This is a genomic window from Streptomyces sp. CT34 (assembly GCF_000805335.1).
Classification (GTDB): Bacteria; Actinomycetota; Actinomycetes; order Streptomycetales; family Streptomycetaceae; genus Streptomyces.
Map to the genome: position 1 here is coordinate 7,064,739 of NZ_KN708638.1, position 25,265 is coordinate 7,090,003.

Sequence of the window (25,265 nt, forward strand, 5' to 3'; positions counted from 1 at the left end):
CTCCCGCGCCCGCACGGCAGCCGGATCCTTCACCGCGGCCGTACTCCTCGCCTGCCCGTCCTGACGCTCGGCGGACCCGCGGCGATCGCCGCGCAGCTGAACCACTGCCCCGATGGCACCCCGGCCGCACAGGTCACCACCATGCTGATGGGGATCTCTGAAATCCCCAGGGCTGCTCGCGTTCCTTACTTGGTTGCCCGCTCAACAAAGGAGGGCGGATTCGCCTTTCAACTGGGAGTCCGGGCTCTGCCTTGTGCCCCGGGATCCTATTTCGTTCGGCAACCGCGAATTGGCTACGTCTGATGTGGCCGGACGAGGTGAAGCAGAGCGTGCCCGCCACGATCGCCCCGCTCATGCAGGAGTCACTGTCACTGCGTGGTCGCTGGGGCTGAGGCGGCCAAGGTGCGAGGACGGCGGCAGCGCGGGTATCAGCTTGCGGGGGCTGGGGACGGCGGCCGGGTGGGGCGGGGCTCGGGGGCCGGATCCGGGTGGCTCACGGGCGTCGGCTCCAGTCGGGTATCGGCGGACTCCAGCCGGAGCATGGCTTGCTCGTCCAGGGTGCCGGGGGCTGCCTGGTAGACGACCATCCGCTGGTCGCCTGTCCGGGCCAGTCGCATGACCTCGTAGGTCAGGGTCATCGGTCCGACCTTCGGATGCCGGAAGAACTTCTGTCCGCCGCCTCGCTCGCAGACGTCGTACCGCTCCCAGAGTCGTGCGAACTGCGGTGACTTCAGCACCAGTTCGCCGACGAGCGTGGTCAACTCAGGGTCGTCCGGGTCGGCGCCGGCGACCGCCCGCAGATGCGCAACCGAGAGCGCGACCGTGTCCTCCCACGGCTCGTAGAGCGTCCGTCCGACCGGGTGGAGAAAGAGATAGCGGGTCACGTTGCGCTGGTGCTCCGGCCAGTCCCACAGTCCGGGCAGCAGCCGTCGGCCTGGTGGGTTCGCGGCAAGTACGCGGTTGTATCGGCTCACCACATAAGCGGGCAGCGGGCGTACCGACTCCAACATCCGTAGTATCGAGTCGCGGACGGTGTGGTCCGAGCAGGCCGGCAGCTCGGAGACCCGGCCGGAGGCCAACTCCGCGAGTTCGTGAAGGCGTTCGTAAGCGTCGCCGCGTAGTCGCAGGGCTCGGCCGAGGGCGTCCACAACAGCGGGCGAGGGGTTGGTCTCCCGGCCGCGCTCCAGGCGGATGTAGTAGTCCACACTCACCCCGGCCAGCGCGGCCAGCTCCTCCCGGCGCAGTCCGGGAGTGCGGCGCAGGCCCGCGCCGGCCGGGAGGCCGACGTCCTCCGGGCGCACCTGTGCCCTGCGGGCTTTCAAATACCTGCCGAGTTCGGTGCCCCGCACGTCCGTTGCTGCTGCCATTCGGCCCATTGTGGCAGGCAGGCGGGGGCCGTGGGGGGCCGTGTCAGGGCCTGGAACGCCGCACCCCGGGTACAGCGCGGTCTGCCGGGCGATCACGGGCGGGTGGAGAGTTGATCCCGGAGCGGGCGGCCCGGCCGCCGGGGCCCAGGGGGTGCAAGACACCGGACCGCGGCCCCGACGGCCTGCGGCCGCCCGTCCGACCGCCCCCCTGATGGACACCGTCAACCAGTCTGCCTCGTCCAGGAGATCACTATGCCGGGCACCCCTTCCCCCTCACCACCCACCGCCCCCGCCCACGCCCACGAGCACGGGCACGGCCCCGAGTTGTCGGCTCCCCGGCTGCGGCGACGCCAACCGGACCGAGCCCGATCAACCGCGCCGCCCGCCAGCGCCGCTGCTCCGCCGCGGCGGGCAGGCGTCGCGCTGGTCGCTTCGCTCCTCGGGTTCACAGTGATCACCATCGACGTGTCGGCCGTGAACATCGCACTGCCCGCGATCCGGGACTCCCTCAACGGCGGGATGGCCGGGCAGCAGTGGGTGGTGGACGCGTACACCCTCATGTTCGCGGCCTTGATGCTCTCCGCCGGCGCCATCGCCGACCGCGCAGGCGCCCGCCGCGCCTACGCCTGGGGCGTGGCCCTGTTCACCCTCACCTCCCTCGGCTGCGCACTCGCGCCCGGTATCGGTGTGCTGGTCGCCGCGCGCCTGGCGCAGGGCGGCGCAGCCGCGGTCGTGATGCCGGCCTCGCTGGCTCTGATCCGGCACGCATATGAGGACACCCAGGAGCGCGCCCGCGCCATCGCGCTGTGGACGGTCGGCGGCTCGGTGGCGATGGCCGCGGGACCGGTGCTGGGCGGGCTCCTGACCGAGTCGGCCGGCTGGCGGGCGGTCTTCCTGCTCAACCTCCCGGTCGGCGCGGTGATTCTCGGCCTGCTGGTGCGCGTGCCGCGATCCCCGAGCCGCCCCGCCGCGCTGGACAGCGGCGGCCAGCTCACCGCCGTACTGGCCCTGGCCGGGCTGACTTTCGCGGTGATCGAAAGCGGCCACCTGGGCTGGACCAGTCTCCCCGTGCTGATCGCCGCGGTGCTCGCCGTCGCCTCCGGGCTCGCCTTCCGCGTGGTGGAGTCCCGACATCGCCAACCCATTGTCCCCCTGGCCATGCTGAGGGAACGCCAGGTGTCCGTCCCACTTGCGGTCGGCTTCGCCGTCAACGCCGCCTTCTACGGCGGGATCTTCCTCCTCGGGCTGTACTACCAGCAGCTGCGCGGGATGTCGGGGATAGCGGCCGGGCTGATGTTCGTCCCGATGTCGGCGGTAGTGACGGCGACCAACCTTCTCTCGCCGCGCCTGTCGGAGCGGATCGGGCGACGGCCAGTGATCGTCGCAGGTCAACTGGTCTTCACGGCGGCCATGCTGGCCATGCTGCCGCTGACCGCACGCACCCCGGTGTGGCTGGTGCTGCTCCTGCTGCTGCCACTGAGCATCGGCGGGGCACTCGCGGTACCCGCGCTGACCGCGCTGCTGATCGACGCCGTTCCGGGGGAGCGCGCGGGGACCGCGTCAGGGCTGCTCAACTCCCTGCGCCAGACCGGCGGTGCGCTCGCCGTCGCCCTCTTCGGCAGCCTGCTCTCCGGCCCCGGCGGCGGCTTCTCCCTCCCAGGAATGCGCCTCTGCCTCCTCGCCGTCGCAACCCTCCTCCTCGCCACCGCCACCCTCTCCCGCCTTCTCCTGCCCCACGACTGAACCCCGTCAGCCCGCCTCACCCGCCCGCGTACAGCCGCTCCAGGTCCACGCGTGACGATCTCTTCGCGCCGCCCCGCCTCACGCGGCAGGCGGGGGCGGGCGCAAGCTCAACACCACCTCGGGCAAGAACAAGACAAGCGCCCCGGGTGCCACCGTCAGCCACACAGTTGCCAAGGACAGCGCCGCCGACGGCACGCGTGAACGTCACGCACAGCTACCTTCGACTGGTGTCCCAAGATACGAGTCCAGCCCGCACAACGGGTGGGGAGTCAGGGTGAGCAGGTCTGGTGACCCCCTGAGCACCGGGTGGGGAAAATCAAAATCAAAGAGCGCCAACAGCTGCGCTGACCCCGCCACAACTGGGTCGCTCCCCGCTATGACCTGCCTGGTGACGGGGGCGTCTGAGGCGGTGCCGTGGTCCGTCCACCAGCCGAAGTGGAGACCGCACACGTGCCGGATCTGTGGGGGCAGGCTGTTCACCCGGGAGCGAAGCGGCGGTCCTATGACAGCCGCAGTCTGGGCCAGGATCGTGGGTAAGTCGTGGGGCTCGGTCACGCGCTCCTCTTCCAGGGGAAATTGGCGCCTCCTCTTGAGAGTGAGGTGTCTCCGCCATCACTGGCAGGGCGCGCAGCCCGGAGCGCGAAGCGCCTACGCTTCCCGTCAGCGCCCGCACCGCACCGTGATGCGCTTTGCCCGTGCCGACCGGACCCGCTGCATAGATCAAGACCGGGATCAGCACTACGACGAGTGAACGATCAGGCGGGAGTTCGTCTCATCACGCCGTCCCTTGGGCCGGACAAAGGCCACGGTCAATAGGAATGGGACAGGCGAAATGCGCGCCTACAGCTTCATACGCAGCAGCTGAGTCAGCTGAAGACCGTGACGCCTCCGGCTACGCTCTTGGAGCTGAACCAGGCGCAGATCGACGAGTATCACGGCATTGCCACCGATCAGGCGGATCGTTCGTTCCGGTCCTCTCAGCGGGCCATGGCGCTGGGGCTCCTGATCATCGTTGGTTGCTTCGCGGCCGGCTTGTACTTCACCGGAGGGGCGACGAAGGTGTTCGTGGCGGCGATCGCGGGGGTCGCTGCGGCGTTGGCCGCCTTCTTGAACCGTACGTATCTGCATGTGTACGGGCAGACCCTCAGCCAGCTCAACCGGTACTTCGAGCGGCCGGTCCTGACCGGCTGCTACCTGACTGCCGAGCGGCTTTCTCAAGGGCTGAAGGATGATCCGGAGAGCGACATGCGCCGTCGCATCATCGATCAGGTTCTGGAGGCCGGTGCTCGGATGAACAGCGGGCACGGGCCCGCCGAACCCGTGGCGCGTCCGCAGGATCCGGAGACGTAGAAGGAGTTCATGGTGAACAGGCGAGTCGGTCTCGCCTGTGCGCCGGTGGCAGTAGAGGGCAGGCGGCATCTCCCGCAGCGCCGGCAACCGGGCTGCGTGGTCGGCGGGCAGCAGGCGGCTCGTCGAGGAACGCGGCACCGCCGGAGCTTGAGCCGGCGGTAGGTGAACGTCTTCATCCCCAACGGATGGGGCCCGCAGGTGAATCCCCGGCTCCGGTGTCGGTGCGGGCCCATGTCCGCCCACTGCTCACCACATCGGTGAAGGCCAGTTCGTTGTGAGGCTGCCCGACCGAGTTGCGGTTGCTAGATGAATATGATTATCGTTTGCATCACGGTGGGCTGCGGCGAGGATTGGGTGACGGTCATGAGGCAACAACTACCGGCGACGGCGATCCAGGCCGCGTACTTCGCCGGGCGTGATCCAAAACTGCCGCTGGGTGGGGTCGACTGTGTCGCGTACCTGGAATTCAGCGGCAGGGGCATCGACATCGACCGCCTCGGCGACGCCGTCGCCGCGCTCGCGGCCAACCCGTATCTGCGGTTGCGCTTCGTCGACGCGCACACCCTGGAGGAGGCAGAGCTGCTGCCGCCGCGGCTGGGTCGGCACGATCTGCGAGGGCTGGCCCCGGAACGGGCGGCTTCGGCGTTGGCTCGGACCCGGCGCCGGATGCTGTCGGCTCCGCTGGACCTGACCGGCGGCCGGACCTGGTCGGTCGAGGCCAGTGTGCTGCCCGACGGGACGGTCACGGTGCATATGGCGATCTCCCTGGCGATCGCCGATGTCGCCGCGATCGGCGCGCTGGCATCGCAGTTGGCCGCGGCGCTCGATGAGGGAGTCCTCCCGGCGCGCCGGGAGCTGGGTGCCGTACAGGAGCGGTTGCGGCGCGCTGAGCGGGCGCGGCCGGCGGTGGCTCAGGAGGTCGTCGATGCCAGGGTGGCCGAACTGCTCGCGCCGCCTCAGCTGCCGCGACGCGCCAACGGGGCCGGTTCCCGCGACGGCGGGGAGACGGACCTGGCCGCGCAGCCGGCGCACCCGCTCGTGGAGCGGTTCACCACCGGGTTCGGCAATGCCGAGTGGAACCGGTTGGAGGAGCGGGCGCGGGAACTGGGGTGCACGACGGCGGCGTTGGTGCTCGCACTGTACGAACGGGCGCTGCGCCGGTTCTCCTCCAGCGCGGAATTTCTCGTCACGGTGACCGGTGTCGACACCACCGACACCGAGGACGAGATCGTGGACCGCACGGTCACTTACGCGCATCGTGCCTGCCCCGACGCCATGGACACGTTCGCCGAGACCGTCCGCGAGGTCGGCGACGAACTCAGGTACCGGATCTCGCGCGGCGTCGAGGCGACGACCGAACTGCGTGACGCACTCAAGAACGGGAGCGGGCACCCCGGCCTGTCGCCGTACGTGTTCACCTTCGCGGCCAAGCGGCCGGTGTTCGGTGACGATGCCGTGGCGGCACTGGGTGAGCCCGAGTTCTACTCGACGACTCCACAGGTGATCATCGACTGCCGGGTCTTCCGGCTGACGAGCGCGGGCGTGGAGATCGCGTTCGATGTGCGTCGCGATGCGCTGCCCGAGGGGATGGCGCGCGAGATGTACGACCTGTTCGTGCAGTCGCTCCGCGAGGTCATCGAACACGGCGCGCCACAGCTGGAGTTGTGTCGCTCCGTGAGGGGCGAGCGCCTGGCGGCCAACTCGACCGCGCCCGCGCGCGAGAGAGGTCTGCTGTACGAGGACTTCCGCCGGCAGGCCAGGGAACGCCCGCAGGCGGAGGCGGTGCGCTGGGATCCGCGCCAGTACGGCGCGAGTGGCGACCCCGTCGGTGTCGAGGAGTCCGGCCGGCTGTCGTATGCGGAACTGGAGGACCGGGCGCTGCGACTGGCCGCTGCGGTCAGCGCGCGGGCCGCGCCCGGCAGCGTCGTCGCGATCCGGCTGCCGAAGGGGCCGTCGCAGATCGTCGCGGTGCTCGGGGTGCTGTTCGCGGGCTGTACCTACCTGCCCATCGGGGTCGATGTGCCCGATGCGCGCGCGGAGGCGATAGCCGAGGCGGCAGGAGCGGAATGGGTGCTCACCGCGGACGATCTCGCCGCCGCACCTCAGCCCCTTCCCGAGCCACGGGCGGCCGGGGCCGACGGGCTCGCGTACATCATCTACACCTCCGGCTCGACCGGAGCGCCCAAGGGCGTTGCGGTCACCCACGGTTCGGCGCTCAACACGGTGACCGACGTCAACACCAGGAACGCGGTCGGCCGCCACGACCGGGTGCTGGCGGTGTCCGCCCTGGACTTCGATCTGAGCGTGTACGACATCTTCGGGCCGCTGTCCTGCGGCGCGTCCATCGTCACCATCCCCGAGGACGCCCGCCGGGACGCCTTCGTGTGGGGCGAGTTGGTCCGCCGCTTCGATGTGACGGTGTGGAACACCGTTCCCGCCCTGGTCGAGATGCTGCTCGCGGCCAATGACGACGTGGCCACCCTGCGCACGGTGATGTGCTCGGGGGACTGGATCGACCCGAGCCTGTTCCGCGGGCTGCGCAGCGCCGCGCCGCAGGCGGTGCTGGTGGCGATGGGCGGGGCCACCGAGGCGTCCATCTGGTCCAACGAGTACGTGATCCGCTCGGAGGACGACATCGACCCGGCGTGGCAGTCGATCCCCTACGGCGTGCCGCTGTCCGGGCAGAAATACCGGGTCGTCGACGAAGCGGGCCGAGACCGTCCCAACGGCATCGCCGGTGAGCTGTGGATCGGCGGGGCAGGGGTGGCCGCCGGGTACCACCGCGCGCCGGCCCTCACCGCCGAGCGGTTCGTCACCGATGGACGAGGAGAGCGGTGGTATCGCACGGGTGACCTCGGGGTGTGGCGGGAAGGGCCGCTGCTGTTCCTGCTCGGCCGACTCGACACGCAGGTCAAGATCCAGGGCCACCGCGTCGAATGCGGCGAGATCGAGCATGCGGTCCGGGGAGTCGAGGGCATTGCGGCGGCCGTGGTGACGCCGATCCGCGGCCGCACGGCGCTCGGCGCGCTGATCGTCCCGGACGAATCCACTGAATCCGGTGGATCGGCCGGATCCGCGTCTGGCTCAGCCGATGCGGAGATGTTGCGAGAACGGCTCACCCGTCTCCTGCCGCACTACATGGTGCCGTCGGTGGTCGTGCGGGCGGCGGAGCTGCGGTTCACCTCGAACGGGAAGGTGGACCGGAAGTGGGCCGCCGCGCAGCTGGAGGCGGACGGGGCAGGGCCGTCCCCGTGCCACGGCGTTGCGGGCCGGGACGGCAGGGGGGACGGAGAGAAGCACAGCCAGGTCGCCGCGGAGTGGCGGCGCGTGCTCGGCGTGCAGCACCTGGCCCGCGAGGACAACTTCTTCGTCCTGGGCGGCGACAGTCTCGCCGCGACCAGGGTCTGCGCCGGGCTGCGGGAGAGGGGCATCGAGGCCGGCGTGGACCAGCTGTTCGCCAACCCGACGCTGGCGGCGTTCGCATCGGTCTGTGTCCAGGCGCCGACGCTGCCGGAAAAGCCGGGCCCGCGCCTGCGGGACGCGGCCGGCGACGATGCCGCGCGGGAGTTTCCCCTGACTCCGTTGCAGCGTGCGTATGCACTCGGCGCGGACGGGATCTCCGGGGTCGTCCGTACGGCGCCGCGGTACTCGGTCGTGATCTGCTCCGCCGAGCCGATCGACTTCGATGTCTGGGCGAAGGCGATGAGCAGCGTGTGCGCGCGCCTCGAAGGGCTGCGGTGCGTACGTCACGGGATCGCGGCGCAGCGCGTACTGCCCGGTGGCGAACCCCCCGGCCTCATCTGGCTCGACGATCCCGGCAGCGGTGATGCCGCCCGGGCGTCGCAACGCCTGCGCTCGGGGCTGGCCGAACTGGACGAGGACACCGATCCGTCGACTTCGTCGACCGTGTTGACCGCGGTGGCGGTACGGGGCCACGAGCGGGAGATCGGCCTGAGCCTGAACTACCTCGGACTGGACGCGCGCAGCCTGATGTCCGTGCTGAACACGCTCCTCGCCGAGGCATGCGGGAGCGAGCCGCCCGAACCGGTCGACCCTTCCCTGGCGGTGTTCGCCCGGTACGCGGCGGATACCGCTGCCGAGGAAGCACGCTCGGCGCCCGGGGACGCGGTGCCCGGTCTACGGCCACCGGAGCTGCCGGTACGGCACATTCCGCGTGCGCGGGCCGCCATCCACTCTCGCGGCCTGCACCTCGACGCCGACGGCTCCGGCACGTTGCGCCGCATTGCCAGGGACCGGCAGGTCACCGTGACCTCGCTGCTCCTCGCCGAGTTCGGCTGGGCCCTCGCCGAGACCGCCGGCACCGAGACCGTGGACATCAGCGTGCCGATGTCCCGTCGGCCGGTGACCACGCCCATGGAGGTACTGGGCAATTTCACCGAACTCGCGCTCTGCCGCTGCGGTCCGGGGATCAGCGCCGAGCAGGTCCACCGCGCGCTGGGGCAAGCCGTCGCCGGGCATGCGCCCGGCGAGCGGGACATCGCGCGGGCGGGCCGTGCCGCCTTCCCGGTCGTCTTCACCAGCACCCTCGGTCTGCCGTCGGCGCAGCGCCTGTTCGGCGGCGACGCCGATGGGGTCAAGGACGCCGGTGAGGTCAAGGCGGTCTGGTCGCACACCAGGACCCCCGGCGTACTCGTCGACTGCCAGGTGGTGCCACGCGGCGAGGGGATCGAGCTACGGTGGGACCACCCGACCGGGGTCTTCGAACCGGGCTTCCTGGAGCGGGCGTTCGCCGCCTTCACCGGCCGGATCCGGCGCCTCACCGGGAGCGCAACTCCAACGGCAGCACCGAGCGCGCCGGACCACGGCGAGCTGGCGGCAACACTGCGGCGCTGTGTGCAGCGCGTGGACCCACAGCGGATCAGGCCCGCGCTGGCGCCCGTGTTCGCCCGTTGGCGCGCCGAGCTCACCGGCATGGACACAGCGCGCGAACCCCACGCTGCCGACGCCGAGTTCCTGGCACAGTGCCTCACCGGCGAAGTGCGGGTCACGCGGCTGCTGGAGCACGAACGGCTCGCGCCAGAGGTGCTGTTGAGCCATTCCGTCAAGTCCAGCGGCCTGTTGGCGCGGGTGTGCGGCGAGCTGCGCCGCGCCGCGGAGGCCGCGGGCCGCAGGCTGCGGGTTGTCGAACTCGGCGCAGGCACCGGGCCGTTGCACGGCAATCTCGCCGGACAGCTGGCGGACACGGACATCGAGTGGGTCCCGGTCGAATGCTCCCCGCTGCTGCGCGATCTCGGTGAGGACCGGGGGCTGGAATCCCTCTCCGCGCCGCCGGAGACACCGGTGGACGTCGTTGTTGCGCTCGGTGCCCTGCACCGGGACACCCGCCTGGCCGGCATGCTCACGCAGATCCCCGTCACACCCGGGGCCGGGCTGCTGCTGGCCGAGGTGACCGAGCCCGGCCCGGCCTCCCTGGTGACCGCACTGCTGGACCCACGCATCGCCGACCCGGCGACCACACCGCTGTGGCCGGTACCCACCTGGTGGAACTGGCTGGTGGAACGGGGCTGGCGACCCGTCTCGGTCAGCGCTCCCACCCCGCAACTCGCACTCCTGCAAGCCCAGTACGAGGACCAGGACCATGACGGCTTCGTGCACTACGAGGACCATGAGGCCGTGGAAGCGGTGGCCGTGATCCCTTCCGCCCGCACGGCCGCGCCGGTGGACCAGACCCTGTCTCCACCGGAGAAAGCCCCCGGCGCCGGCATCGAGGAACTTCTCACCGGCCTGTGGCGCCGCCATCTGCCGGAAGACGTGCCCTCGGTCGGGCGCAACGACGACTTCTTCACGCTGGGCGGCAACTCGCTCGCGGCCACCCGGGTCCTGGCCGAGCTGCACGGCCACGGCTTCACCGGCGTACGGCTGGCCGACCTCTTCAACACCCCGAAGCTCGGTGAACTTGCATGGTACATAGGGCAGTTGGAGCGCCAAGGGCAACCCTTCACACCGGCGCGCGCCGCGGCCACGGACACCCGTGCCTTCCCCCTGACCAAGGTGCAGCAGGCGTACCTGACGGGCCGCGGTGAGGAGCAGCTGCTCGGGGGCGTCGCCTCGCACTGCTACTTCGAGTTCGAGGCGCCACGGCTCGACGCCGAGCGCTTCACCGCCGCCGTCGAGGCCGTGGTGCTCCGCCATCCGGCCCTGCGCACCACGGTCGTTGACGACGGTGGCGTGCCGACCGGGCTCGTCAGCGAGGAGCCGGTGCACCCGCCCGTCGAATTCGACGACGGCGATCCGAGGGGGAGCACCGCGGCGGAGGTCCCCGACCCCTCCCGACGCGGCCCGCTCACGGTGCGCATCGGACGGCCGGGCCCGGATGCGTCCGGGACCACGCTCACGGTCGCGATCGGGATGGACAACCTGATGCTCGACGGCGCCTCGATGTGGCGGGTGCTGCGGGAGGTCGGCGCACTCTACGCGGGAGCCACGGTGGCCGAACGCGACCCACTGCCCGTCTCCTTCGCCGAGTACGTGGCCGCACGCCCGTGGCTGCACGCCGACGCGCCCACCGAGCAGGACGCCGCGTACTGGGCCGCCAACCCCGTGCCGGAGGCGCCCGCACTCGTCAGTGCGGCGCAGATCGTGGCGCTGGCCGAGCGGCCGGTCTTCGGCCGGGTGGGCACCGGCCTGGACCGCACGGAGTGGGACGCGGTCCGCGCCGCGGCCGGGGAGGCGGGCCTCACACCCGCCGCATTGATCTTCGCCGCGTACGCCGCCGAACTCGCGGCGGACAGCGGTCAGGACCGGTTCGCGGTCAATGTCACCACCTTCGACCGCGATCTGACCGTGCCGGGCATCGACGCGGTGGTCGGCGACTTCACCTCGCTGACGCTGGTCGCAGTGCACCTCGCCGAGGGCGGCGACGACCTCGTCTCCATCGGGCGCAGCGCCCAGCTGCAACTCGCCGCGGCGCGGGACCACGGCAGCATCACCGCCATCGACCTCCAGCGCGGCGCCGTGCAGGAGACCGGCGATCCGGTGCGCGGCATGTATCCCGTGGTGTTCACCTGCGGGCTCGGGATGCAGGACCCGGCGTTGCGCTCCGACGACTTCGGCTTCGGGCGGCTGGTGTCGGCCTGCTCGCAGACCCCGCAGACGGTGCTGGACCTCCAGGTCCACGACGACTGCCGGGGACTGCACATCACGGCCGACCACGTCACCCAGCTCATCGGCGCCCCACGGGCACAGGCCGTGGTGGACGGGGTCGCCCGCAGGCTGCGCGCATACGCCGGGCCCGCGCGGGCGGACGACGGCCTGCCCGGCGTCATCCGGCAGGCGTGGGAGCGCGCGCTGGACAAGGAACTTCCCCCGAGCGGGGCCAACTTCTTCCGCTCCGGCGGCGATTCGCTCCGCGCGACCCGCTGCATCCGCCTCCTCCAGGAGCAGTTGGACCCGCGGATCACGCTGCGAACCCTCCTGGCCCACCCGGACCTTGAGGCATTCACCGCTGCGGTGGCGGAACTGACAGCCCCTACCGAAGACCAAGAAGACGACGACTACGAGGCAGGTGAGCTATGACATCCGCCCGGCAACTGGTCGACACGATCGAGATGAGGGGCGTCGATCTGTGGCTGGAAGACGGAAAGCTCCGCTTCAAGGCACCGAACGGCGTCTTCGGCCCCGAGCTGCGCGAGCAGGTCGCCGCGCGGCGCGACGAGGTCATCGCGCTACTGTCCGACCGCGAGGCCCCGGTGTGGGAGCCGGACGACGCGGACCGGCCCTTCCCCCTCACCGACGTCCAGGCGGCCTACCTCGTCGGCCGTACGGACGCCTACGAGGACGGCGGTGTCGGCTGCCACGGCTACGCCGAGTTCACCGTCCCCGAGGACCTGAGCGGACCGGCCGAGCGACTGCGGACCGCATGGCAGCGGGTCGTGGACTGCCACGAGATGCTGCGGGTGACGGTCTCCCCGGACGGATGGCAGCGAATCGAGCCCGACATGGACGTACCGCTCGTCGTCCATGACCGCCCGACCTCCGAGGCGTTCGAGGAGACCCGCCGAGGCGTGCGGTCGCGGCTGCAGCACCGCAATTACCAGCTCGGCGCCGGCCCGATGATCGATGCGGTGGTGACCCGCGGCCCGGACGAGACGGTGCTGCACCTGTCGGTGGATCTGATCCTGACCGACTTCCGCGGACTCGAAGTGATCCTGCAGGACTTCGAGACAGCCCTCGCCGATCCCGCGACGCCCCTGCCGAAGCCGTCCCTCACCTTCCGCGACTACATCCTGACGATGCGCAGGCGGGCCGGTACGCCGCAGGCCCGCGCCGCCCGGGAGCGGGACGAGAAGCACTGGCGGGAGCGCGCCGAACTGCTCGCGCGTGCCATGCAGTTCCCGCTCGCCACGCGGGAACCCGGCACACTCCAAGAACCCCGGAACCGCGGGGAGACCGGGCCGGTCAGCTATGCGCGGCGCAGCCACATCATCGGGCCGCAGCGGTGGGCCGCCCTGACCGCCGCGGCACAGCAGCACGGCGTCACACCGTCCGCGCTGCTGCTCGCGGTGCTCGGGCGGGTGGCCCGGCGCTACACCGACGCCGACTGTTCCCTGGTGACCGTGACGGTCCTGGACCGCAGCCCGGTCACCGAAGACGTGGACCGGATCGTCGGCGACTTCACCTCGACCGCGCCGGCCGAGGCCCCGGGCGAGCCCGGCGTGCCCTTTGCCGACCTGGCGCGCCGGGCACAGGACTCGCTCTTCGAGGCCATGGACCACGGCGCGGTCAGCGGCGTCGAAGTGGGCCGGATGCTCGCGCGCCGCAGCGGTGGGGACAGCCGCACCCCGCAGGTGGTGCTCACCTCGACCGTGGGAGCAGGCACGGGAGTTGGCCGCCGGCTGCGGCCCGTGGTGGAGGCCGGGCTCAGCCAGACCCCGCAGGTCCTGCTCGACGTGCAGGCCGCCCCGCACGGCGGCGGGGCCTCGCTGGTGTGGGACAGCAGGGACGGCGGGATCGACGAGAACGTGCTGGACGCCGCGTTCGGGGACTTCGTACGCGCCGTCGAACTGCTCGCGGCGGACGAGGCTGCCTGGGACAGCGATGTCCTCGACCGCCGCGCGCTGCCATCGGTACCGCGCGTGGCACGGCGTCGTACCAGGGGTGCGCTGCACACCCGCATACTGGAGCACGCCCGTACCGACCCCGACGCGGTCGCGGTCGTACACGAGGGCACCACGGTGAGCAGGGGCGAACTCGCCGAGCGGGCAGCCGCGGTGACCCGGACGCTCGCCGACGCCGGGGTACAGCCGGGCAGTCCGGTGGTGGTGGCGCTGCCACCCGGGCCGGACCAGATCGCGGCGGAGATCGGAGTGCTCGCGGCGGGCTGCCACTTCGTGCCCGTGGACACACAGTGGCCCGCTGCGCGGCGGGAGCACATCCTCGCGACGCTCAGCGAAGACGGTGCCGGCAGTGGCACCGGCACGGATGTGTTCGTGATCGACTCGGACACCGTCCTTGCGCCCGCCGGGGAGGTGAGCACCGGCGCGGTGGACCCGGACGGACTCGCCTACGTCATCTTCACCTCGGGCTCCACCGGGGCGCCGAAGGGCGTCGCGCTCACCCACGCCCAGGTCACGACCACCCTCGACGCGATGGAGGATCTGCTCCACCTGACCGCCGACGATGCGGTGCTGGCCGTCTCGCGGCACTCCTTCGACCTGTCGGTGTTCAACGTCTTCGGCCTGCTCGCCGCGGGCGGGCGCGTGGTGCTGCCGTCCTCGGGCGTCACCGCCGACCCGCAGACCTGGGCCCGGGCCGTCGCGGAGCACGGGGTCACGGTGTGGAACTCGGTGCCCGAACAGCTCCAGCTGATGCTGGACCACCTCGACGACGAGGGCGCCCCGGCGCGGCAGCTTTCGAGCCTGCGCGCGGTGCTGGTCTCCGGAGACTGGGTCCCGGTCCGGCAGCCCGAGCACCTGTGGCGCTACGCGTCCGAGGCCCGCTTCCTCGCGCTCGGCGGCGCGACCGAGGCCGCGATCTGGTCGAACCTGCACGAGGTGACCGGGCCGCTGCCGCCGGACGCGCGGTCCGTTCCGTACGGCATGGCCCTGCCCGGTCAGGGGGTCTGGGTGCTGAACGCGGACGGAGAGCCCGCCGTCACCGGGCAGACCGGGGAGATCCACATCGGCGGCGACGGTGTCGGCGCGGGGTATGTCGGTACCGACTCCGCCGCCTTCTACCGCCACCCGGACAACGGCGAACGCTGTTACCGCACCGGCGACCGCGGCAGGATGCTGCCGAACGGCGAGATCGAGTTCCTCGGACGCCTCGACGGCCAGGTGAAGATCCGGGGGCACCGCATCGAGCTGGCCGAGGTCGAATCCGCCCTGGGCTCGGTGGAAGGGATAGCGGCCGCCGTCGCGGCGACCACCGACACCGGGCGGGGCAAGGCGCTCGTCGCCGCCGTGGTCCCGCAGCGCGGGCCGGACCAGCGCGCCGGCGGAGTGCGGGCCGCGGAACAGGTCGAGCGGGCCGTCGCCGCGGAACATGCCGCGTTCACCGCGCACTTGGACGCCGACGCCTTCACCACCCTCCTCGACCGGATGAACGCGGTGGCCCTCGACGCAATGGGCAGCAAGGTCGCCGAGGAGTACGCGCGGGGCACCACCGGGGTCGAGGACCTTGCCGCCGCGCTCGGCGGCAGCGAGCACCGGCCACTGGTACGGCGCTGGATCCGCACGCTGCGCGACGAGGGCAGGCTCACGGTGTCGCAGCACGGCACCGTCACGGCCCCGCCGGAGCCGCATGAGGACGCGGCGCTGCTACGGCGCTGGTCCGAGGTGCGCGCGCTCGGCCGCGCGCTCGACTACGGCGATGAGCAGCTTGCCTACGTGGAGCGCTGCCTGGCCGGGCTGTCCGGCCTGCTGTCCGGCGAGGTCGATCCTTTGGCGCTGCTTTTCCCCGAGGGCGGCATGCACGTCGCCCGGGCCGCCTATGGCGAGAACCTCACCGGCCGGTACCTCAACGGCCTGGTCTGCGCGGGTATCAGGGAGCGGGCCGCACAGCGCAACGCCGCCGGACTGCCGCTGCGGGTCCTGGAGATCGGTGCCGGGGTCGGCGGCACCACCGCCCCGGTGCTGGCCGCCCTCGAAGGGTGCCGTACCGAATACACGTTCACGGACGTCTCGCGGTTCTTCCTGGACGAAGCGGCCCAGCGCCGGCCCCAGGTGAACGTCGCACTGTTCGACCTCAACGAGGACCCGCAGCGGCAGGGCATGGCACCGGGCTCCTTCGATGTCGTCCTGTGCGCCAATGTGCTGCACAACGCCCGGGACATTCCCGCCGCCCTGGACCGCCTGCATGGGCTGCTCGCCCCCGGCGGCACCCTGGCAGCCATCGACTCCACGCGGATCAGTGCACCGCTGCTGGTGTCGATGGAGTTCAAGGAGGGGCTGACCGGCTTCACCGACCAACGGGCGGGAACCGACGATGCGTTCTACTCCCTGGAGCAGTGGAAGGACGCGCTGCAGGCGTCGAAGTTCGAGCGGTTCGTGGACTTCCCCGCCGAGGACAGCGTGCTGCGCCCGGCGGCGCAGTCGGTGTTCTTCGCCAGTGCGCGGCTCGACGAGGCGGCCACCACACCCGCGCGAGTGCTGGAGGGCGCCGCCCAGCGCCTGCCCCGCTACATGCTGCCGTCCCGTGTGGTGGTGCTGCCCTCGCTCCCGCTGACCGCGAACGGCAAGGTCGACCGGGCGGCCGTCGCGCAGCTCGCCGCCGGGCCCACCGCCGCCGGCCCGCAGCACGCGGCCGGCGCGGGCGCAACGGGACCGGCACGGCTCGACGCCGAGCACCGCCCGGTGGCCGGGATCTGGCGCGAAGTGCTGGGCCTGGCCCCGGACCATCCGGTCACGGCCGACGACAACTTCTTCGAGCTGGGCGGCGATTCCCTGCTGATCGCCCGCTGTGTGGGCAGGCTGCGGCGGGAGATACCCGGGGCCGCCGGAATACCCTGGGACCGGCTGCTGCGGGAGATCGTCGCCGACCCCACGGTGTCCGGGTGCGTACGGGCGCTCTCCGACGGCGGCACGGCGGCACCCGCCGAAGGGACGGCGACCGCACAAGGGGCCGCAGCGGCGCAACGGCCGCTGGTCCGGCTGCTCGACGGCCGCGGAAGCCGGTGGCGGCGCGATGCCGTGGTGTTCGTCCACGACGGCTCCGGCGGGCTCGGCCCGTACCGCGACCTCATCGCACGGCTGGCGGCGGAGACCGAGCGGCCGGCCGTGTTCGGCGTGCGGCGCACCCCCGGCGACGGCCTGACCGGCACCCCGCCGGAGGAGCTGTTCGACGCCCTCGCCGAACGCTATGTGCGTGCGCTCGCCGACGACGGACTCGGCCTCGACCCGACCCACGGCCGTATCCATCTGGTCGGCTACTGCATGGGCGGCCTGACCGCGGCGTGCATGGCCGAACGGCTCGCCGAGCGCGGCACCCCGGCCGGATCGCTGACGGTGGTCAGCTCGTACCGCATCCCCTTCCTCATCGAGGACGGACCGATGCTCGACTACTCCTTCGCCAGGCTGATGTACCGCGACCCGGCCGACGCCGGTCTCGACTTCGACGAGCACGAACTCGGCGCCCTGCTGAACGAGGCGCGCGCCCGCCACGGCGACCGGGTACCCGAGGGATCCGTGACCCAACTGGCCTGTCGATACCCACAGTTGGCCCAGGCGGTCGCGGCGGCGCCCGGCAGCGTACGGGACCGGATGGCCCGGCTCGCCGCCTCCGACCCCGCGGGTGCCTGGACACCGGAGACGCTGCTGGAGCTCCGCGAGGCGTATGTGGCGAGCCTGAAGGCGGTCGCCTCCTTCCGGCACCCCGGCTACTTCGGAGACATCACCTTCCTGCGGCAGCGCGGTGATCTGCACTTCCTGCCCTCCTTGAAGGAGGACATGACGGCCTTCTGGAGCGAGTACTGCCTCGGTGAGCTCTCGGTGACCGAGGTGGACGGGACGCACTTCGACTGCCTCGCCGGTGATGCGGCGGCCGCGGTGACGGACGTCCTCAAGAAGGTGTGGGGAGGAGGCGCGTGACGTACCTGGTGCTCGGTGCCTCCGGCGCCGTGGGACGGTCCTGTGTGCGCACCCTGATCGACCGGACGGACGCCAAGGTGGTCGCCGCGGCGCGTGATCTCCCGCGCTTGGCAGGGGTGTTGCGGGAAGAGGTGAGCAAGGACGGGGCGCGGCAGACGGAAACGGTCCGGCTGGACCTCGACGACCATGAATCGGTGGAGTCCGTCCTGGCCGGGGCGGATGTCGTCGTCAACTGTGCCGGACCCTCGTACCGTTACTCCGCGCTGACCGCAACGGCCGCACTGCGGTACGGGGCCCACTACGTCGATGCCGGTGGCGACCGGTCCGTCATCGACGCGACGGCGGCAGCGGCCGCAGCGCACGGCCGGCTCGCCGTGTTCGGCGCGGGGGTGCAGCCGGGGCTGGCCGGCGTGGCCGTACGCGCGGTCGCCGCCCGGCTGGCGGACCCCGCGACGACGCGGATCGACGCCCACTGCGGTGGGGTGCAACCGCTCAGCCGCGCCGGGCTGGAGGAGTACCTGCACGCGGTACGGGCCCGCACCGGTCACCCGGGGAAGATCTACCAGCGGGGCGCCCTGCGCACGCTGCCTCCGGACCCGGACAACGGCACCGCGCACGCACATGTGAGCCTGGACGAGGAGTGCCGGGACGCGGCCGAGGAGCTGGGCCTCGCCGCCCTGCGGTGGTGGAACGTCACCGGCTCGGCGCAGATCGAACAGGCCCTGGCCAAGGCGCTCGGCCGGCAGCGCAGTTGCGCCGAAACGCTCCGGACCATCGACGCCGCGGTCTCCGGGGCCCGGCCGCACTTCCGGATCAGCCTGCACGGCACCTCCGACCGCGCCACCGTGCACACCGTCCTGCACTGCGCCGACAGTTACGCCCTCACCGGGGCCGTGGCCGCGCTGGCCGCCCTCGAAGACCCGCGTGGCAGGACCGGTGCGGTCTGGATGTCGCAGTACGTCGATGCGCGGCACTTCTGGGACCGCATGGCCACGGACGTACCCGGGGCGTCGCTCGTCCTGGACACCGCCGACACCCCGCACGGCGCCAACATGCCCACGTCGTACCGGGAGTTCGAGGAGGGCGAGCTGTGAGCGGGGACAGGCCGCGCGCGGTGGTGGTCGGCACCACCTTCGGCGCGCACTATGCGCGGGCGCTGGCCGGACCGTACTCGCCCGTGGAACTCGTCGGCGTGGCCGGCACCGGCGGGCAGGCCGGGCGCCACCTGGCGGCGGAACTCGGGGTGCGCTACCTGGCCGGGACGGACGAGATCGAGACCTCGGGGGCCGGCCTCGCCGTGGTCGCGGTCCGCTCCGCGATCGTCGGCGGCCAGGGCGACGAGATCTGCCGTGACCTCCTGGGGCGCGGGATCCCGGTGTTGCAGGAGCTTCCGGTGCACTCCGCGGACGTGGTGCGGTCGGCCCGGGTTGCGCAGCGGTCGGGGGCGGCGTTCGCGGTGACCGGCTTCTACGAGCACCTGGCGCCGGTCCGCCGGTTCATCGCCGCGGCGCGGGCGCTGGATGCCGTCTCCCCGGTCACCGGCGTCGAACTCCGTACCAGCATCCAGGTCCTGCATGCGAGCCTGGGCGTGCTCTCCCGGATCCTCACCGCACCGCCGGGCCCGGACATCGCGGTGCATCCGGCGGCGGCGACGGCCAAGTCCCTGGTCAGTACGGACTGGGGAGGGGTCGCGGTGGATGTGCTGGTACGCAACGGCTACGACGCACGCACCCCGGACGACGACTGCCAGCCCCTCATGGGCTTCGTCCTCGGCACCCCGGACGGCGAACTCTCGCTGGCGCATGTGCACGGCCCGACCCGGTGGGAGCCCCGGCTGCACGAGGAGGCCCCGGGGCGGCTCCGGCACCCGCAACAGCGCCTGTCGCACCTCTTCGGCCCGGACCACTGGACCGGGGACACCGTCTTCACCGGCCTGTGGGCCGAGGGGATCGCCCGGGCGGTCGGCGGCTTCGCCGAGGCGGTGAGCGCCGGGCGCCGGCCCCTCGGGCAGCGGGACATCGCCACGCTGCGCCACTGGGAGGCGATATCGGCGCGGCTCGGCCGACCGGCCGACGTGCCCTCCGTACCCCCGAAACTCATCAACGTCCACGATCTGGAGGTCTGTTCGTGAATGCGGTGGCACCGCTGAGCGATGCCGAGGCACGCAAGGGCGGCGTACCCGTCGTCGTCTTCCCGCACGCCGGGGGCAGTCCGCGGTTCTTTCTGCACTGGACGGGGGTGATCCCCAAGGCCCGGCTGTACGGCGTCACATATCCCGGACGGGATACCCGCCTGCAGGAGCGGCACGAAGACCTCCCGCACGGCGACAGCCTGGTCGGCCTGGCGCGATCGGCCGCGGACGACATCACGGCGGCCGGTCTGGCCGGTCCGGACGGTCCCGGCGGGGCGGGGCCCGTGCTCGTCGGGCATTCCATGGGCGCACTGGTGGCCTACGAGACCGCCGCGGCGCTGGCGGCCCGCGGTGTCCACGGTGTACGCGTGGTGGCGTCGGGGCAGAACCCTCCGACCCACCGCGTGGGCACCGCACTCCATCGGGACACCGACGAGCACCTGATCGCCGACATCGTCCGGCAGAACCCGGCCAGCGCCGACCTCTGGCAGGTGCCCGAACTCCGCGCCATGTTCCTGCCGGTGGTGCGGGAGGACTACCGACTGCTGGAGACGTACGAGTGCACCGGCGCCGTGGTCCCGGACATCCGCGTGGTCTTCGGCGACCGTGACGGCGAGGTCGATCCGGTACGCATCGGCGAGTGGAACGACTTCTCCGCCGTGCAGCGTGCCCCCGTCCGGTGCGCGGGCGGGCACTTCTACCTGCGGGCGCCGGACACCCGGCTCGCGGAACTGGTCAGGGCCGTCTGCGCCGAACCCGGGTCCGGTGCCCCGACCGGTGCCGCTCACGGGGGTGTCCGGCGATGACCGACGACCAGGACACCAGGCGACCGCGCGGGGTGGAGCGGATCACTTCGGGACCGTTGTTCCGGGTCCTGCGGCCGGTGCTCGGCCCGACCGCGGTCGCGGTCACCGTGCAGGCCGTCGGCTCGCTGTGCTCGGTGATCCCGTTCTGTGCACTCCTGGAACTCGCCGACCGACTGACGCAACATCAGGATGTCGGCGGGGCGCTGATCTGGTTCGTCGCCGGGCTCGGCATCCAGTCGGCATGCGGCTTTCTCGCCCTGCTGATCACGCACTTCGCCGATGTCGGACTCCAGGCGACGTTGCGCCGTACGCTCAGCACCAAGCTGGGGCGGCTGCCGCTGGGCTGGTTCGGGGAGCACTCCTCGGGCCGGGTGCGGCAGATCGTGCAGAACGACGTCGACTCGCTGCACCAGCTCGTCGCGCACACCCTCGTCGAGTCCGTCGCCGGTGTGCTCACCCCGGCTGTCGGGCTGGTCTTCTGCTTCGCCGTCGACTGGCGCCTCGGGCTGGCGGTGACCGCCCCGATGGTCCTGTACTTCACCGTGTTCTCGGCACTGTCCAGGACCGGCAACCGGGACATCATGGCGCGCGTCTCCGACGAACTCGGCGCCGTCAGCGCGGCGATCACGGACTACTTCCGCGGGGTCGTCGTGCTGAAGGTGTTCGGCAGGGCCGGTGAGAAGTACGGGCGCTTCACCGCCGTATCCGAGCGGTTCCGCGCGGAGTTCACCGGCCTGGTCCGGCCCGCGATGCGCGCCCAGGCCGTCGCGAGCGTCTTCCTGACCGCGTCGGTGATGGCCTGCTCGGTGTTCGCGGTGGGCGTCTGGAGCGTGCAGCAGCACTGGACGCGGGCCGCCTCGGTGCTCGTGGTGTCGACCGTGGCCATGATGCTCCCGGCGGCCATCCTCACCATCGCGACGAGCGCCCAGGCCCGCGCCGAAGCGGTCGAGGCCGCAGGACGCATCGTCCGCCTCCTCGACGAGCCGGAGCTGCCGGTCACGGACCGGGAGGCGGAGCTGGACGGTGCAGCCGTCGAGGTGCGCGACGTCAGCTTCGGCTACCGCCAGGACCGGCCCGTACTGCGGGACATCACGCTCACCTTCCCGGCCCGCACCACGACCGCCCTGGTCGGTCCCTCCGGTGCGGGGAAGTCGACGCTGACGGCGCTGCTGGCGCGCTTCCACGACGTGGACCGGGGAGAGATCCGCCTCGGCGGTGTCGATGTCCGCGACATCCCGCCCGGGCAGCTGTACCGCACCGTCGGGGTGCTGCTCCAAGAACCGCAGCTGCCCGCGGTATCGGTCGCCGAGAACATCGCCCTCGGCCGTCCGGACGCCACCCGCGCAGAGATCGAACGCGCCGCCCGCGAGGCGCTGATCCACGACCGGATCGCGGCGCTGCCGAAGGGATACGACGCGGTGGTCGGCACGGACGCCCGGCTGTCCGGCGGGGAGGCGCAGCGCATCGCCATCGCCCGCCTGCTGCTGGCGGACGCCCCGGTGCTGGTGCTCGACGAGGCGATGTCCGCGATCGACCCGGATGCGGCGGCGCTGCTGCACGCGGCCCTCCGGCGGTTGGCCGAAGGCCGCACCGTCATCATGATCGCGCATCGGCTCGGCAGCACGACGGGGGCGGACAACACCGTGGTGCTGGAGGACGGACGCGTCGTGGAGCAGGGCACCCACGCCCAACTGCTGGAGCACAAAGGCGTCTACGCCCGCATGTGGAACGACTGGAACGACAGGAACGACTGGAACGACGACGTCTGTGGGGTGGCCCGGTGATCTCCGCGCTCATAGCCATCGGCGGCACCGCGACCCGCCGTGAGTTCCGCGGCTTCCTGGCGCTCGCGACGCTGGTCGGAGTCCTCCAGGGACTCGCACTGGCGACGCTGGTGCCGGTACTGCTCTCGCTCCACCACCACGACACCGGCGCGGCGTGGGGCTGGCTGGCCGTGCTCGGCCTGGTCGCGGTGGCCGGCGGCACGCTGCTGACGCGGGTGACGATGTGGGGATTCCACGTCGCGATGAACGTCATCGTCGCCATGCACCGCCGCCTCGGCCAACGGCTCGTCGAGCTGCCGATCGGCTGGTTCACTCCCGCCACCACGGGGCGCACCTCGCATGTTGCGGTGCGCGGCACGATGTTCGTCGCGCAGACGGCGATGGACATCCTGGTGCCGCTGACGCTCCATGTGGTCACGCCGCTCACCGTCGCGGTCACGACCTGCTTCTACGACTGGCGGATGGGGCTGGCGCTGCTGGCCGCCGCCCCCGTCATCTGGCTGTCCGCGACCCTCGCCGGCCGCCGCAACGGAGCCGCCGAACGGCGCATCCACGACGCCGCTTCCGCCACCAACTCCCGACTGCTCGAATTCGCCGACAAGCAGCTGACGTTGCGCTCCGCGGGTATCGAGGGAACCGCGTACACACCACTCGACGACGCGATCGACGAGCAGCGCAGGGCCGGACGGCGGGCCCTGTGGTCCTCGGTGCTCGGCCTGGTCCTGCAGGGCTTCGTCGTCCAGGCGGCGTTCGGCGCCGCCGTGACGCTGGGCGTCTACCTCGCGGTGCGCGGCACCGCCGACCCGGTCCATGTGGTCGCGCTGATCGGGCTGTGCGCACAGTTCAGCGGCCCGCTGAAGATCCTGGCCGAACTCGGTACGGCGCTGCGCCGTTCGGCCGTGGAGGTCGGCGCCGTACGCGACCTGGTCGAGCTCGAAGGGCTCCCGGAACCGGCGACGCCGAGCCCGCCGCCGTCGCGACACGACATCGTCTTCGACAACATCACTTTCGGGTACGGAGAAGACCTCGAAAGAGGCGGCGAACCCGTCCTCAACGGGCTGTCGTTGACCGTCCCGCACCACTCGATGGTGGCGCTGGTCGGCCCGTCCGGCAGCGGGAAGACCACCCTGACGCGACTGATCGCGCGCTTCTGGGACGTCCAGGACGGAGCGGTCAGCATCGGCGGCACCGACGTCCGCGAGCTGGCCACCGACGACCTCATGGCCCAGCTGTCCCTGGTGTTCCAGGACGTCTACCTCTTCGACGACACCCTGGAAGCCAACATCCGTCTGGGCAACCCCGACGCCACCGAGGAACAGGTGCGCCACGCCGCGGAGTTTGCGGCGGTCACCGAGATCGCCGAACGCCTTCCCGACGGCTGGCAGAGCACCGTCGGCGAGGGGGGCCGGGCGCTGTCCGGCGGCGAGCGCCAGCGGGTTTCCATCGCCCGGGCCCTGGTGAAGAACGCACCAGTCGTGCTGTTCGACGAGGCCACCGCCGCGCTCGACCCGACCACCGAGGCCGTGGTGACCGAATCCATCCGGCTGCTCGCCGGGCGCGCCACGGTCCTGGTGATCGCGCACAGCCTGGCCACGGTGGCGCAGGCCGACTCGATCGCGTTCCTGGACGGCGGCGTGGTGGTCGAACACGGCACGCACGACGACCTCATCGCGCGGAACGGCAGGTACGCGCAGTTCTGGCGCTCCCGCGAGAGCGGACCTCACCGGCCGGACAAGGCCGGAGCAGCAAGTAACAAAGGAGAACAACCGTGAACTTCCGCGCCAGAGACCTGGTGTCGCTCGGCGTCTTCACCGCCGTGTACCTGGTCCTCTACTTCGCCATCAACATGCTGGCCTCCCTCACCCCCTTGCTCCAGCCCCTCACCTCGTTCGTCACCATCGTCATCTGCGGCATCGTCTTCATGCTGTTCCGGGCCCGGGTACGTTCGACCGGAATGGTGGCGTTGATGGCGCTGCTGCTCGGCACCCTCACACTGCTGCTCGGCCACCATCCGATCACTCTGGCGACCGCTCTCGTCGCCGGTGTCGCCGCGGAGATCGCGATCGCCGCCAAGCGCGCGGCACCGGCCGCCTCCGACGTACTCGGATATGCGTTCTTCAGCCTGTGGTCGGCCGGCGCCGTCCTCCCGCTGTTGTTCCTGCGCGCGGACACCATCGCCCAGGTGCGTACGCAGATGGGCAGTGCCTACGCCGACTCCTTCGCCGGGCTGATGACGCCGGGCGTGGTGCTCGCGATGGTGGCGAGCTACTTCGTCGCGGGCCTGCTCGGCGGGCTGCTCGGTCGCAGGATGCTCACCAAGCACTTCGTGAAGGCCGGCCTTGCATAGTCCGGTCTCGCACGGCCAGGGCCGGTTCGACGTACGGACCAGACTGCTCGCCGTCATCGTCGTCGACCTGCTGCTCCTGTCGTCGGGCACCCGGTTCGTCCAGGTTCCGGCCCTCCTGGCGCTGGCGGCACTGCTGGTGCTGGAGCGCGCGGTGCGCGGCGCCGCATGGATCGTCGGGGCATGGGCCGCCGTCATGGCGCTGAGCCGATGGGTGCTGCCACAGGTGCCGGGCGGCGCGGTGATCATGACGGCGCTGCTGTACACGATCCCGTACGTGATCGCGGCCGGATACGGCTACTACTTCGTCCGCTCGACCACTCCGAGCGAGCTGACCGGCGGGCTGAACCGGATGCGCGTACCCCGCTTCGTGATCATCCCGCTCGCGGTCATGCTGCGGTTCAGCGCGACCGTACGCGAGGACGCCGCGGCGATCATCGATGCGATGCGGCTGCGCGGGCTGGTCGGCCCCGCGGCGGTGATCCGCCACCCCCTGCGGACCGTGGAGTACCTGGTCGTCCCGCTGCTGGCGGCATCGGTGCGCTCCGGCGAGGATCTGGCCGCCGCGGCGATGTGCCGCGGGCTCGGCGCCCAGGTCCGGCCGACGACCACTGCTCGGCTGGGATTCGGGTACCGCGATGCGCTCCTCGCGCTCGTCGTGCTGGCACTGGCCGCGACCGCGGCTCTCTGAAGG

At 71.6% G+C, this 25,265-nt stretch carries 12 protein-coding genes; 11 read left to right on the forward strand and 1 reads right to left on the reverse strand.

The features are described from left to right. Window positions 1-428: 428 nt before the first annotated feature. Window positions 429-1,367 carry a helix-turn-helix domain-containing protein gene (locus tag RZ84_RS30875; protein WP_078894383.1) on the reverse strand — a complete coding sequence of 313 codons (939 nt, stop codon included), beginning with the start codon at window positions 1,365-1,367 and terminating at the stop codon, window positions 429-431. A gap of 252 nt (window positions 1,368-1,619) precedes the next feature. Here RZ84_RS30875 and RZ84_RS30880 point away from each other — a divergent pair, with 252 nt between their 5' ends. The 11 genes from RZ84_RS30880 to RZ84_RS30930 all read left to right on the forward strand — a co-directional run bounded on the left by RZ84_RS30880 (window position 1,620) and on the right by RZ84_RS30930 (window position 25,262). Next, complete coding sequence (locus RZ84_RS30880; protein WP_078894385.1) at window positions 1,620-3,110, forward strand: MFS transporter; 1,491 nt, start codon at window positions 1,620-1,622, stop codon at window positions 3,108-3,110. A gap of 900 nt (window positions 3,111-4,010) precedes the next feature. After that, a complete protein-coding gene (locus RZ84_RS30885) occupies window positions 4,011-4,460 on the forward strand; it encodes a TRADD-N-associated membrane domain-containing protein (protein ID WP_157878963.1) in 450 nt (149 codons plus the stop codon). A gap of 363 nt (window positions 4,461-4,823) precedes the next feature. Then, the gene (locus tag RZ84_RS30890; RefSeq protein ID WP_043267629.1) at window positions 4,824-11,996 is read left to right on the forward strand and encodes a non-ribosomal peptide synthetase; all 7,173 of its coding nucleotides are present in this window, start codon (window positions 4,824-4,826) and stop codon (window positions 11,994-11,996) included. Beyond that, window positions 11,993-17,506 (forward strand): non-ribosomal peptide synthetase, encoded by a 5,514-nt coding sequence (locus tag RZ84_RS30895; RefSeq protein ID WP_052230269.1) that lies wholly within the window; start codon window positions 11,993-11,995, stop codon window positions 17,504-17,506. Before RZ84_RS30890 ends, RZ84_RS30895 begins: the two co-directional genes overlap by 4 nt. Beyond that, complete coding sequence (locus RZ84_RS35325) at window positions 17,503-18,600, forward strand: saccharopine dehydrogenase NADP-binding domain-containing protein (RefSeq protein WP_052230270.1); 1,098 nt, start codon at window positions 17,503-17,505, stop codon at window positions 18,598-18,600. Before RZ84_RS30895 ends, RZ84_RS35325 begins: the two co-directional genes overlap by 4 nt. Next, window positions 18,597-19,637 (forward strand): Gfo/Idh/MocA family oxidoreductase, encoded by a 1,041-nt coding sequence (locus RZ84_RS39325; RefSeq protein ID WP_052230271.1) that lies wholly within the window; start codon window positions 18,597-18,599, stop codon window positions 19,635-19,637. Before RZ84_RS35325 ends, RZ84_RS39325 begins: the two co-directional genes overlap by 4 nt. After that, complete coding sequence (locus RZ84_RS37380) at window positions 19,634-20,443, forward strand: thioesterase II family protein (protein ID WP_052230272.1); 810 nt, start codon at window positions 19,634-19,636, stop codon at window positions 20,441-20,443. Before RZ84_RS39325 ends, RZ84_RS37380 begins: the two co-directional genes overlap by 4 nt. Continuing rightward, complete coding sequence (locus tag RZ84_RS30915; protein WP_052230273.1) at window positions 20,440-22,227, forward strand: ABC transporter ATP-binding protein; 1,788 nt, start codon at window positions 20,440-20,442, stop codon at window positions 22,225-22,227. Before RZ84_RS37380 ends, RZ84_RS30915 begins: the two co-directional genes overlap by 4 nt. Next, the gene (locus RZ84_RS30920; protein WP_052230274.1) at window positions 22,224-23,999 is read left to right on the forward strand and encodes an ABC transporter ATP-binding protein; all 1,776 of its coding nucleotides are present in this window, start codon (window positions 22,224-22,226) and stop codon (window positions 23,997-23,999) included. Before RZ84_RS30915 ends, RZ84_RS30920 begins: the two co-directional genes overlap by 4 nt. Continuing rightward, on the forward strand, window positions 23,996-24,574 hold the full coding sequence (locus RZ84_RS30925; RefSeq protein WP_043267631.1) for an MptD family putative ECF transporter S component: 579 nt from the start codon (window positions 23,996-23,998) through the stop codon (window positions 24,572-24,574). Before RZ84_RS30920 ends, RZ84_RS30925 begins: the two co-directional genes overlap by 4 nt. Beyond that, window positions 24,567-25,262, forward strand: coding sequence for an energy-coupling factor transporter transmembrane component T (locus RZ84_RS30930; RefSeq protein ID WP_043267633.1), 696 nt, complete (start codon window positions 24,567-24,569; stop codon window positions 25,260-25,262). The genes RZ84_RS30925 and RZ84_RS30930 overlap by 8 nt, the downstream gene beginning before the upstream one ends. The last annotated feature ends 3 nt before the right edge of the window (window positions 25,263-25,265 follow it).